Source organism: Ensifer aridi (assembly GCF_002078505.1).
GTDB classification, from domain to species: Bacteria; Pseudomonadota; Alphaproteobacteria; order Rhizobiales; family Rhizobiaceae; genus Sinorhizobium; species Sinorhizobium aridi.
In genome coordinates this window covers 30,912-42,590 of record NZ_LUAV01000031.1, presented here as the reverse complement: position 1 = coordinate 42,590, position 11,679 = coordinate 30,912, and the positions used below count along the sequence as shown (strand labels likewise).

Annotated in this window: 11 protein-coding genes; 4 read left to right on the top strand and 7 right to left on the bottom strand. The window is 59.7% G+C overall.

What is annotated here, in order from left to right; genetic code table 11:
• Positions 1 to 417 precede the first annotated feature (417 nt).
• Both AYK65_RS22320 and AYK65_RS22315 read right to left on the bottom strand, forming a co-directional pair.
• Positions 418 to 1,836: an adenylate/guanylate cyclase domain-containing protein gene (locus AYK65_RS22320; RefSeq protein WP_081160852.1), complete on the bottom strand. Its 1,419-nt coding sequence runs from the start codon at positions 1,834 to 1,836 to the stop codon at positions 418 to 420.
• On the bottom strand, positions 1,833 to 2,609 hold the full coding sequence (locus AYK65_RS22315; RefSeq protein ID WP_081160850.1) for a COG4705 family protein: 777 nt from the start codon (positions 2,607 to 2,609) through the stop codon (positions 1,833 to 1,835). Before AYK65_RS22315 ends, AYK65_RS22320 begins: the two co-directional genes overlap by 4 nt.
• Before the next feature lie 604 nt (positions 2,610 to 3,213).
• Here AYK65_RS22315 and AYK65_RS22310 point away from each other — a divergent pair.
• The 3 genes from AYK65_RS22310 (at position 3,214) to AYK65_RS22300 (ending at position 5,802) form a co-directional block, all read left to right on the top strand.
• A complete protein-coding gene (locus AYK65_RS22310; RefSeq protein ID WP_081160847.1) occupies positions 3,214 to 3,891 on the top strand; it encodes a winged helix-turn-helix domain-containing protein in 678 nt (225 codons plus the stop codon).
• 106 nt (positions 3,892 to 3,997) lie between these two features.
• Positions 3,998 to 5,245, top strand: coding sequence for a HAMP domain-containing sensor histidine kinase (locus tag AYK65_RS22305; RefSeq protein WP_338031455.1), 1,248 nt, complete (start codon positions 3,998 to 4,000; stop codon positions 5,243 to 5,245).
• A gap of 2 nt (positions 5,246 to 5,247) precedes the next feature.
• Entirely contained in the window at positions 5,248 to 5,802 is a 555-nt protein-coding gene (locus AYK65_RS22300; protein ID WP_081160897.1) for a dual specificity protein phosphatase family protein, read from the top strand.
• A gap of 548 nt (positions 5,803 to 6,350) precedes the next feature.
• On the opposite strand, the gene AYK65_RS22295 is transcribed toward AYK65_RS22300, so the two are convergent.
• The 5 genes from AYK65_RS22295 to aztA form a co-directional block, all read right to left on the bottom strand.
• Positions 6,351 to 6,629: a hypothetical protein gene (locus AYK65_RS22295; protein ID WP_081160841.1), complete on the bottom strand. Its 279-nt coding sequence runs from the start codon at positions 6,627 to 6,629 to the stop codon at positions 6,351 to 6,353.
• Complete coding sequence (locus AYK65_RS22290; protein WP_081160895.1) at positions 6,626 to 7,696, bottom strand: CobW family GTP-binding protein; 1,071 nt, start codon at positions 7,694 to 7,696, stop codon at positions 6,626 to 6,628. The genes AYK65_RS22295 and AYK65_RS22290 overlap by 4 nt, the downstream gene beginning before the upstream one ends.
• A gap of 133 nt (positions 7,697 to 7,829) precedes the next feature.
• Positions 7,830 to 8,813, bottom strand: a complete 984-nt coding sequence (gene aztC / locus AYK65_RS22285) for a zinc ABC transporter substrate-binding protein AztC (RefSeq protein WP_081160839.1) — start codon at positions 8,811 to 8,813, stop codon at positions 7,830 to 7,832.
• 19 nt (positions 8,814 to 8,832) lie between these two features.
• On the bottom strand, positions 8,833 to 9,699 hold the full coding sequence (gene aztB / locus AYK65_RS22280) for a zinc ABC transporter permease AztB (protein ID WP_081160836.1): 867 nt from the start codon (positions 9,697 to 9,699) through the stop codon (positions 8,833 to 8,835).
• Positions 9,692 to 10,489, bottom strand: coding sequence for a zinc ABC transporter ATP-binding protein AztA (gene aztA, locus AYK65_RS22275; RefSeq protein ID WP_081160833.1), 798 nt, complete (start codon positions 10,487 to 10,489; stop codon positions 9,692 to 9,694). Before aztA ends, aztB begins: the two co-directional genes overlap by 8 nt.
• A 153-nt stretch (positions 10,490 to 10,642) precedes the next feature.
• Between aztA and AYK65_RS22270 the strand changes: the two genes are divergently transcribed.
• Positions 10,643 to 11,632 (top strand): CobW family GTP-binding protein, encoded by a 990-nt coding sequence (locus tag AYK65_RS22270; RefSeq protein ID WP_081160831.1) that lies wholly within the window; start codon positions 10,643 to 10,645, stop codon positions 11,630 to 11,632.
• The last annotated feature ends 47 nt before the right edge of the window (positions 11,633 to 11,679 follow it).

The following is an 11,679-nucleotide window of genomic DNA, read 5'->3' as shown; positions in this document are numbered from 1 at the left end:
CACACGCACTTCGGAAAACGCAATCAAGCTGGAACTCTGGATAAACCTGATCGACACGTGGGGCTACAACATAGACTTCAGTCGAGAAGAAACGGATAGCCGATTACCGCAGTTGCCAGACCCGAAGCTCATCGAACGTCATAAATCGTTGTTCCCGCCAACGATACGCAGCGTTTAGTGCTGTCGTTTGATGCCATTGCCCATGCCCCCCATAGGCTCTGTCAGTATCGGGGCAGTTGAAAGGATTCGAAGCGCAAACCCTGCCATTAGGCGGGCGCGTGATCCTGGCGCAAGCGGTTCACTTCCATAGCGTTTTCCGACGACGCGCACTGCAATGCAACGTGAAGCGAAGTCCGTCCCGCAAACGGGACAGCCCGTCCCGCCGAAAGTTTGCCCGCCTCTGGCCTCTGCCTTTCATTATGTAAGCTTCGCAACGTTTGGCGTTTCACGTTCGCACTGCGAACCGGACCGCAGCCTTAGACGGCGAGCTTTTACAGCGCGTTGGTGTCCCTTGATTTCCAGAGGCACCATGGCCGTCTCCACGAACGACAGGCCGTCTGGCGGTCTGCCGACCTCGAACGACACTATCAACTCCGACGGCTGCGCGCCCGCGCAAAGCGCGGCGGCGATGTTGACGGTGTCTCCGAGGATCGTGGCATCCTTCCGCTCGCCAGCTCCGATTTCGGCCTCGACGAGATAGCCGTCGTGTATGCCAATGCCGACTTGTCGAGGGAAGTCACACTGGCGCAGCCGGGTCAGCATCTCGTTCGCCGCTCGCCAGGCATTCTCCCTTCGATCGTTGCCCTCGAACCATGCCACGAGACCGTCGCCCAGGAGGCGATCGACATCGCCGCCATGAGCGATGACAGCCTGGAAGCCGATATTTGCCACCGCGGAGACCAGCGCTGCAGCTTCGTACGGCGACGCCGCTTCGGCAAAGCTCGAAAAGTCGCGAATGTCGAGGAACAGCACCGACGCGTTGATTTGCCGCGGACTGCTCGACCAGGCCTCGGCTCGCCGGCTAACATTCTTCGAAACGAATCGCGCCAGCGAGGAATGGGCCTCGTTCAACGCTGCGGTTCGGTGGTCGATCTCGGATTGCGCCTTCGAGACAAACAGGATGGCCATGCCGACCGAAATGGCAAAGACGGAGCCTACCCCTCCGAGCCAGAGCAACGTGTAGGTGGAAAGCGCGCGTTCCCAATTTGCAGATGCCTCCGCAGTGACGACGATCAGCGGCGGTTCTTTCGCACTGGCTTGGATCTTGGTTGCCGCCAGCCAATACATCGACGGTCCGTCCTGCTCGCGGAACAGAGAGAAGCCATCCTTTACGCTCTTCAATTCGCCAAGGCTCAAATTTCGACAGCCGCGATATGCCGTTCCCGCGATAATGGAACCGGACGGATCGAGAATGACGGCGCATAGCCAGTTCATTTCCTCGGCTTCCCTTGACAGGGCCGAAGACGCCACCGCCACCTCGCCCTTGGTCGCGCCCAGTTGGCGTCCCTGCCATGCCGCCGGATCGGCACGCTCTGCGGTTGCGACCAAAGCAGTATGCCAGGCTGCGGCCTGGGATTCATAAGCATATTCGGCGCTGCTTGAGAGCGCCTGCGCGAATGCAAACAACAAGCCGATCAGGGCGGCAGCAAGTGACGGTAGCACGAGCAAGACGAAGCGACGCCGCAACTGGTATGCCGAGCGCTCGTATTTTTGCTTCGTCTCCTGCTGGTAAGCGGCGGTTTCCGTCGTGCCGCCACTGACGATCAGACCGGCGCCTTGCGGGCGCCGGTCCAGGTTCTGCTGGGATTGTTTATAGCTTTCGCGCAGCAGGCTCACGACGCCTTCGCATCCGAAAGCTCGAGCCGCATCTTGCGCTCGCGACGCGAGCCGATGAAAACGACCCCCGCAAGAAGAGCGGAGGCGACAAGCGACGTCGCAAGCGTTCCGAGCTCGAGACCGCCATGGGTGTGTTCTTTGACCAGGAAGTCGCCGAAGGTTGCACCGAACGGACGGGTGAAGATGAAGGCCGCCCAGAAGAGGAGGACGGTGTTGATCTTGGTGAAGTAGTGGAGCACCAGGATCACGGCAATTAGGGCCGCGCATACCAGGGCGCCCTGTATGAAATTCAGGCCAATCGGGTCGATCAAAGCATCGCCGAACGCGGTACCGAGGCTGTTGGAGAAGACCACTGCGATCCAGAAGAACAGCTCGCTGTCCTTGGCGAGGATGGGCTCGACGCTCAACGTCCGCTTGCGCCAGTACCAAAGCGTCAGGGTGATAGTCAGACCGGCGACCAGGATCGTCGAGCCCAGCACGTAGCCGAGCCCGAACGTACGGTCCATCATATCCGAGATTTCAGTACCTGTAGTGGTGGTGGCGACGATCGCGGCCCAGAACAGGGCCGGGTGGAAGGCATTGGACCGGATCTGCGTGAGCAGGACGCCGACAAGCAGCGCGACCGTTCCGAAGAATCCAACAACATAGCCGAGGCCCAGGGTGTGGGCGATAAAGTCCCCGGCAGTTTCGCCTAGTGTGGTCGCGATGATTTTTGCGATCCAGAAGGATCCAGTGATCGCTGCGACCTTGTTTGGGATGTCTGGTTGAACCATTTTCGTCTCTCGTCCGCTTGAGTGCTTGCGGACACCTGTCCGCGACGACCCAAGTTGCACGGCACTTTCACCCAGGCCTGGCCGTCAACATACGGATATGTAAAACTTGGCTGTTATTGGCGCGCAGGCGCTACTTTCTCCGCGTGCGGCTGGGCGATGCCTCTACGCATGCAGGTGAACCAGCCGCCGTCCTGGCGCAATGCGAGCGCGCGGGGGCCACGCCGACGCTTCAATGCTGATGCTTCCGACCCACTTTTCGGCCCCGGGCCACCAGGCGGGAGCGGCGCGGGGACGCGCGCCCGGCCGATTTCGACGGCTTGCCAACTGGAGAGCGACAGGCCGCTACGCCAACCGTCCGAGACAGGGCCGGGCATTCCCAAGCGATCGGATGAACCTTCTGCGCCGCAGTTGTAGAGAGGCTCCCATACAGTGCTCTTGCCGACAGGATGCCGTTCGTAAGAACGTCTTTTGAGCATTGAATTGCGGCTGACCCGAACCGCCTTACGAATTTGTAAAAATTCGATCAGGTCTGGGACACAATGTTGCGCGATTTATACACCGAAGAGAGTTTACGGTGGCAGGATAACGGTGGAGTCGGACGGCAATGCGCATTCTCGTCATCGAGGACGACCAAAAGACATCGGAATATATTTTGAGGGGCCTGTGCGAAGCGGGTCATGTCTGCGATGTCATCGAGGACGGTCGTGACGCCCTCTTTCAGGCCAGCCGTGAGCCGTACGACGTCATGATCGTCGATAGAATGCTACCGGGTCTGGACGGACTTTCCCTGGTCAAGGCGGTCCGAGCGGCGAAGGTGAAGACCCCGGTGTTGTTCCTGACAGCGGTCGGTGGGGTCGACGACCGGGTGGAAGGACTTGAGGCGGGCGGAGATGATTACCTGACAAAGCCCTTCGCCTTTTCGGAGCTGCTCGCCCGTGTCAACGCGCTTTGCCGGCGCCCTCCGGTCCAGGATCAGAAAACGCTTCTTCGATTTGCCGATCTGGAAATGGACGTCGTCAAGCGACAGGTCAGCCGCCGGGGGCAGACGATCGATCTGCAGCCGCGGGAATTCACATTGCTCGAGGTGCTGATGCGGGCAGAAGGCAGGGTGCTGACGCGGACGATGCTTCTGGAACGCGTGTGGGATTTCCACTTCGACCCAAAGACTAGCGTCGTCGAAACACATATCAGCCGTCTAAGAGCGAAGATCGACAAGCCGTTCGACGCTCCGCTGCTCCATACGGTGCGCAATATCGGATATCGCCTTGATGCGCGCCGCTAGATTGTTACGGAGCACGCCCTTCCGTCTGGCGCTCACGTTCGGCTTCCTCTTCGTACTGGCATTCCTCGTCACCGGCACCATCGTTTATGCAATGCTCAAGCGGGAATTGTCGGAGGCGCTCGACGCCTCCGTGCGCGAGACCTATTCGGTGGTAGCCTCCACCTACTCATCCGGCGATCTGGAGGATCTGTCAGCGGCCATCAACACTTACGCCAGGCTTAGTCGGTCCGAGGATCAGGTGTATTTGTTGCTTGACGACAAGGGCGAGCGACTGGCCGGCAATATTGGAATCGTGTCTGTTGATGATGGCCTGTCGAGCGTTAGCGCCTCTCACCTGGGTCTAAAGGGCGACAAGCAGTTTCGAATAATGGCCGGCGACGTCGGCAAGTATCGGCTCGTTTTCGGCCATAGTTTCACGGAAACCGACGAACTCGAGGAAACCGCATTAGCGAGCTTCGCTTGGGGTGCCTTTCTGATCGTCGCGCTCGCCTTCGGCGGCGGGGCTTTTCTCGCCAACCGCGCCCAGCATCGGCTGGAGGGTATTGCGCGCACGATGAGCGAGGTGTCGAACGGCAATCTTTCTCCACGAATTCCGCTGAGCGGGAACGGCGACGACATCGACGTCCTCTCCAAGCACATGAACGAGGCGCTCGATCGGCTGTCGGCGCTAGTCGAGGGCATGCGCCAGGTCAGCGCTGATATTGCCCATGATCTTAAGACGCCACTGAACCGTCTGCGGATGACGATTGAGCAGGCGATGCAGCAAAGCGAGCGCGGCGAAGATGTTCAGGATCGTCTCGTCGAAGCGCGTGAAGAGAGCGATCGGATCAAGACTACATTCGAGGCCTTACTGCGCATATCGCAGATCGAGGCTGGCGCGCGAAAGACGCGATTCCGACCCGTCGACCTGATGGACATCATGCAGTCTGTGTCAGAGGTCTATCGCAGCGTCGCCGAAGATAACGATCAGGAGCTGGAGTTCATATCCGAAGTGAAGCTCCCCTGTATGATCGTCGGCGACCGTGAGTTGCTCACCCAACTTTTCGTCAATCTGGTCGAAAATGCGATCACCCACTGCCCCCCAAAAACACAGATCACGATGAAGCTCGCGGTGGATGGTCGCAGCTTCCGCGCCACCGTTGCGGATGACGGGCCGGGCATTCCGGCGGGGGAACGCGAGCTCGTGTTCCGGCGCCTTTATCGGCTCGACAAAAGCCGAACGACGCCCGGTAGTGGCCTTGGCCTTAGTCTCGTGAAGGCAATTGCCGATCTGCATTCCGCCAGCATAGTGCTCGAGGACCGAAAGCCAGGGCTCGATGCAATCCTCCGTTTTCCTGCGCAACAACTGGAATGAACATGAAGAACTTTTCAAATTTGCTGGCAGGTGCCGCCGGCGCGGCCGCCCTGCTTTTCGGCGGCTTTCTAGGCGTTCTGCAACTTACGGGCAATTTCCACGAGGTGCTGCCGAGGGAGCTTTACCGATCGGCACAGCCGTCGGCTGCCGACATCGCGACCTATGCACGGCAATACGCGATCAAGACGATTGTGAATCTGCGCGGCAAGAGCAAGGAAGGCTGGTACCGGCAGGAAGTCGACGCTGCCAATCGAGCCGGCATTGCTCATATCGATTTCCGGCTGTCGGCCTCCAAGAAGGTTTCATCAGATGAGGTGCGACAACTGGTTGCTTTGCTGCAGGATGCCCCAAAACCGATCCTCATTCACTGCCAGGCGGGAGCCGACAGAACAGGACTAGCCTCCATGATCTATCTTCAACAGATCGCGGGCGTCGACGAAGAGACTGCGGAAAGGCAGTTGTCTGTCCGCTACGGCCACATTGGCATTCCCTACATTTCCGCGGCCTTTGCCATGGATGAGAGCTGGGAGGATTTCGAAAGGATCATCTTTGGATAATGTCTCTCTTATCGGGCCGCTCAACGCGGCGAAGGTCTCGTCTCGATAGTCGACAACAGATTTGAAGCTGGCAATCCTGGTCGGCAGAAGCTGGCCGTAGGAACTGAGTGTCACCGCGCGATCATCTTGCGCGTCAGCCCGTGTGATTCCGGAACGGGCAGATCGGCAGGCGAGCTCCCTCGCAGGCGCGAATTGCGGTTGCGTCACCGCCTTGCGCCGAGGCGCGGCGCCAAGGATGGGCGAATAGGCCAGCATTGGTCTCCGTCTTCGGCCTTCCTCCGGAACGGTCGTTCCTATTATCGCACCGATGGGACTCACTTAAGAACGGATCAAGGTATTCCACCGTCAGACTGACCATGACATCGGCCAAGCGATCGGAGACGAAGTGCTCGCCTACCTCCTGGTCATGCAGCCACACCGGGGTTCGACGTTCGGCAAGCACGAACAAAGCCTCGCCGAACTATTTCGCGTACGCTCCCATGAATACATTTCGCCGCTAGCAGAGCCGAGTGTCCGCTACGGTTGGACCTGCTCCCGCAAACCTCAATTTACCCCCCGCCGCGAAACGCGCTCGCAATATCCTCGATGACGATGTCCTTCATTGGCTTGTGAAGCGATGCCTGCATGGTTGATCCAGATCCCTGCATGACGAGAACGACGGTCTCCTTTGGGGGGCAGCCCGGCAGATGACAGGCAAGTTCGTTGACGCAGACGATGGCGTCGTCGTCCAGCTTGAGGACCTCGCGCGTCCATTGTTTGATCACACGCACGCTATTGACGACGCCAGGCGTGCCACGTGCGAGAGGGTTGACGAACGGACTGCTCATGCCGACCTCCGCTGCTTCCTGGACGAACGCGGTGCCAACACGTCAAAAAGGTCGCGGATCGGCTTTGCGGGCATGTCCTGCCCGATCAGAACGACGCGGGTGCGACGATCGTCGTTTGGCCACCCTTCCAGACGCTGGGAGGGATAGAGCCGGTGTTGCACCGCGTGCGCAATCATCGGGCGATCCGGAGCGTCGGAAAGTGCGAATATGCCCTTCAGTCGCAGCAGGCCGGATTCGATATTGCTCGTCACGATCTGAAGGAAGATTTCAACCGCATGCCGCTCGAGCGGAAGATCATGAGTGAGACTGAACGCCTGGATCCCGTCACCATGGCGGTTGGGATCATGCTTATGGTCGGGGTGGGATGCGAGGGCCTCGATCGCAAGCCAGCCGCCCACGTCTTCGCCCTTGCCGTTAAGAGAATAGGCACGGTTGCCGAACAAAGCCGCTAGCTCAAAACCCGGGCCATGGCGGTCATGATACTGGGCGGCCGGGTTAAACGCGCCGAGCTCCCCGGCCCAATCGCGACCATCGCCAATGACATCGGTTTTCGTCAGAATGACGTGATCGGCGAAGGCAAGCTGCTTCCAACCTTCGAGGAAACTATCAAGAGTTGCGCGGCCGTTCATGACGTCGAAAGCAGTGATGACCTCAGCGAGGTAGAAGTGAGCCGCGACGACATGGTCCCTCAGTCCCACGGCAGGTACGCCTCCGGGAATGAGGCTGTTGATGATCGGGGCGGGATCGGCGAGTCCGGTGGTCTCGACGATGACGCGCGAAACCGGCGGAATTTCGCCTCGGAGCCGTGCCTCGTGCAGTTCGTGCAAGGATATGCAGATGTCGCTCGTCGCCGTGCAGCAGATACAGCCGCTCGTGGTGCGGAAATAGCTTTCAGAACCGCTGCGCACCAGGTGGTGATCGATCGGGATCGTGCCGAACTCGTTGATGATAACCGCGGCGCCTGCCATCCGGGGATCTGCAAGAATCTCGTTCAGCAATGTCGTCTTGCCCGAACCGAGAAAGCCGGTGAGCAGTGTCACGGGCACCGGGTCGTAGATCCGCCTCATGCACTTCTCCGATCTCTCGGGCACCGCATTGCGCCGCTTGAACAGTCCGGCAATCATGTCGCGATCGCGTCCCACATTGGTTCACACGGGTGTTCAACGGGCTTGCCCGACCGGCGCCGGGCAGGCCCTCGGGTTAGCTTCCGAGAATGGCAGCCTTGATGGTGTTCACGTTGTAGCGGAACATGTCGATGTAGGTGGATGCCGGACCCTCTTGGCTGGAGAGCGCGTCGGAATAGAGCGTCCCGCCGACCTTCAGACCGGTTTCGCTCGCGATCTGGTCGACGAGGCGGGGATTGGTGATGCTCTCGACAAAGATTGCCGAGGCCTTGTCCTCCTTCACCTGATCGACGAGCCGGGCGACGTCGGCGGCGGATGCTTCCGCTTCCGTCGAGACGCCCTCAGGTGCGATGAACTTAAGACCGTAGTCGTGCTCGAAATAGCCGAACGCATCATGCGAGGTGATGATGGTGCGCTTGTCCTGCGGAATGGCGTCGATTGCGGCGTTCACCTCCGTCTCCAACTCGCCGAGCTTGGCGCGATAGGCTTCCGAGTTGGCCGTGTATGTCGCGCAACCAGCCTTGTCGGCTTGGCAGAAGGCGTCGGCGATGTTCTTCACGTAGATTCTGGCATTGTGGATCGACTGCCAAGCGTGCGGATCGAACTCGCCATGATGGTGATGACCTTCATGGCCATGGTCGTCGCTGGTGTTGACATGTTCTTCGGCCTTCGCATGCTCCTCGCCTTCGTGATGAGCATGCTCTTCCTCCGCAGTCTTCAGTGGTTCGATGCCCTTGCTCACCTCGACGACGGGAGCCTTGGTGCCACTCGTCTCGACCAGGCGCGACATGAAGCCTTCGAACTGAAGACCGTTGACCAGAATGACATCGGCGCGCTCCAGGGCGGCCGCATCGGCCGGGCGCGGTTCGTAGACGTGGGCGTCGCCGTCAACCGGTACCAGCGTCGAGATTTCAACCCGATCGCCGCCCACGTTCTTCGCGAAATCGGCGATGATGGAGAAGCTGGCGACGACCTTTAGATTGGCAGCAGACGCGCTGGACGCGAGGCCGCCAAGGGTCAGAAGGCTGGCATAGGTTGCGAGGCGTAGTGTCGTGAACATGGAAGTCTCCTTCTGTTGATCAGGCAGATCTATGGCGGCGCGACGGCAGCGCGCTCGCCAGCACGCCTCTTCGGCCGAAGATAGTAGACAGGATGTATGCGCCCCCGGCGGCCATGATGATGGCCGGTCCGGACGGCATCGATGCGTGATAGGAAAGGAGGAGGCCGCCGAGCGACGAAACCACGGCGATGACGATGGCGATCAGGCACAAGGTGCGGACATCGTTTGACCAGAAGCGGGCTGCCACCGCCGGCAGCATCATCAGACCGACGGACAGCAGCGTGCCCAGCGCCTGAAATCCGCCGACGAGATTAAGCACCACCAACACCAGGAACAGCAAGTGGACTGGCCCGCCGAACCGGCTGACCGATCGCAAGAAGAGAGGATCGAGGCATTCGGCCACGAGCGCGCGCCAGCAAAGCCCGAAGGCGAGGAAGGTGACTGCGGCGATGCTTACGATCAAGCCGATCGCCTCGTCATTCAGGGCGAGTACGGAGCCGAACAGCACATGCATCAGATCGACGCTCGACCCACGCCATGAAACCAGAAGAACACCCGCGGCCAGTGAGATCAGGTAGAAGGCGGCCATCGAGGCATCCTCCTTCTGGACCGTGAAGCGCGACACCAGCCCGGAGCCGAGTGCAACAACCAGGCCAACCACCAGCCCACCTATCGTCATTGGCAGGATGTCGAGCCCGAAGAGGAGAAAGCCGAGTGCGGCCCCTGGCAGGATGGCGTGCGACATTGCATCACCGGTGAGGCTCATGCGTCGAAGCATCAGAAACACGCCAACGGGCGCGCAACTGACGGAAAGAACCACAGAACCAAGCAGCGCCCGCTGCATGAAGCCGTATTGCAGGAAGGGGCCGAGCAAACTGTCATACATTGGCGGCAACCCTTTGCTTACGACCAGCGTCCGGCTCGTGAGTGGGACTGAAACCCGGCCGCTCGTCCTCGCACCAACCGGCGTTCTCGTCCCATGCTTCCTGGAAGTTCCGTGCACGCGACAGGTTCTCCGAGGTCAGGACATCCGATGTCGGCCCCCAGGCCACCAGCTTGCGGGCAATCAGCAGCGTGCGCGGAAAATGCTCGCGCACAAGCGCATGATCGTGGAGTACGCAAAGCACCGTGCGCCGCTGCGCGGCCCACTTCTTGATCAGACGAATCAGATCTTGGATCGTCCGCCCGTCGACTGCATTAAAGGGCTCGTCCAGCAGGATCAGATCGGCATCCTGGAGCATCGTCCGCGCAAATAGAGCGCGCTGCATTTGCCCCCCGGACAGACTGTCGAGAGGGCGCTTCTCAAAGCCGGTCAGTCCGACGACATCGAGGCACCCCGCAAGTTTCGCCCTGTCCTTGCCGGTAATGCGGCCTAGGAATCCCCGGTCCTGCCAGAAGCCAAGGGATACTAGGTCGACAACGCGCGCTGGAAAGGTCCGGTCCAATTCCGATTGCTGCGGAAGATAGGCCAGCCGCCCGAAGTGCTGCTCGCAGGTGCCGCTGATCGGCTTCAGGATGCCGGCGATCCCCTTCATCAGGGTCGACTTGCCTGATCCATTGGCGCCGACGATCGCAGTCAGAACACCGCGCTCGGCAGTGCCCCTCAGGTGGTGAACAGCAGCATGGCCTTGGTAGCCGAGCGTCAGATTTTTGAATTCTAGGCAAATGTCGGTCATCGCGTCCTCTGGGATTGACAGCGACTGCATATGTAATGTTATTACGTTCGTCAAATGAAATGTTACGTAATAACGTATCTCAAGACACGTGAACTAAGCCCGACGGGAAACCCGGTCGGCGGTGTCAGAGCCCGTTAATTGAGGAGATCAACTATGCCGAAGCAGAGCGAGCCAACCCCTGTCACAGTGCTCACGGGCTATCTTGGCGCGGGCAAAACCACGCTTCTGAACCGCATCCTGTCGGAGCCGCACGGAAAGAAGTTCGCCGTCATCGTCAACGAGTTCGGCGAGGTCGGCATCGACAACGATCTCATCGTCGATGCGGACGAAGAAGTCTTTGAAATGAACAATGGCTGCATTTGCTGCACGGTGCGCGGCGACCTTATCCGCATCATCGAAACGCTGATGCGTCGCCGCGACCGCTTCGACGGCATACTCATTGAGACCACCGGCCTCGCAGACCCCGCGCCCGTGGCGCAGACCTTCTTCGTCGATGAGGACGTTCGGTCAAAGACACGCCTCGATTCGATCATCACCGTTGTCGATGCCAGGCACCTGCTCGGCGAGATCGACCGGGCGCACGAGGCCCAGGAACAACTGGCATTCGCCGACACCATCATCCTCAACAAGATCGATCTCGTAGCGGAGGCGGCGATAACCTCCGTCGAAGAGCGGATTCGGCGCATCAATCCGACAGCCAGCATTCTGCGCTCCGAACGCTGCAATCTCGATATTGCCAGCTTGTTGGATCGCAAGGCCTTCGATCTCGATCGCATTCTCGAAGTGGAGCCCGACTTCCTCGATGAGGAACATGAGCATGATCACGACGATCATGTGACGAGCTTCTCACTCGTCGAGCGGGAGCCGATGGATCCGACCAAGTTCTTCAATTGGCTCCAGACCACAGTCCAGCGCTTCGGCACTGACATGCTGCGAATGAAGGGGATCGTCTCGTTTGCCGGAGACGACGACAGGTACGTCGTCCAGGGCGTGCACATGCTGATGGAAGGCGATCATCAACGTCCATGGAAAACCGGTGAAGAGCGGATAACTCGCCTCGTCTTCATCGGACGCAACCTTCCGAAGGACATCATCAGCCACGGCTTTTGCAATTGCCGCGCGACGCGAGAAGCCGCCGAGTAGCTTCGCGCAAGCCCTCCAATCACAACAGTTTCAGTAAAGGAAGAAAC

Bases quoted from the DNA above. Each gene is read 5' to 3' on its own strand.
- AYK65_RS22315 (WP_081160850.1), bottom strand. From the start codon at position 2,609: ATGGTTCAACCAGACATCCCAAACAAGGTCGCAGCGATCACTGGATCC.
- AYK65_RS22310 (WP_081160847.1), top strand. From the start codon at position 3,214: ATGCGCATTCTCGTCATCGAGGACGACCAAAAGACATCGGAATATATT.
- AYK65_RS22300 (WP_081160897.1), top strand. From the start codon at position 5,248: ATGAAGAACTTTTCAAATTTGCTGGCAGGTGCCGCCGGCGCGGCCGCC.
- AYK65_RS22295 (WP_081160841.1), bottom strand. From the start codon at position 6,629: ATGAGCAGTCCGTTCGTCAACCCTCTCGCACGTGGCACGCCTGGCGTC.
- AYK65_RS22290 (WP_081160895.1), bottom strand. From the start codon at position 7,696: ATGAGGCGGATCTACGACCCGGTGCCCGTGACACTGCTCACCGGCTTT.
- aztC (WP_081160839.1), bottom strand. From the start codon at position 8,813: ATGTTCACGACACTACGCCTCGCAACCTATGCCAGCCTTCTGACCCTT.
- aztB (WP_081160836.1), bottom strand. From the start codon at position 9,699: ATGTATGACAGTTTGCTCGGCCCCTTCCTGCAATACGGCTTCATGCAG.
- aztA (WP_081160833.1), bottom strand. From the start codon at position 10,489: ATGACCGACATTTGCCTAGAATTCAAAAATCTGACGCTCGGCTACCAA.
- AYK65_RS22270 (WP_081160831.1), top strand. From the start codon at position 10,643: ATGCCGAAGCAGAGCGAGCCAACCCCTGTCACAGTGCTCACGGGCTAT.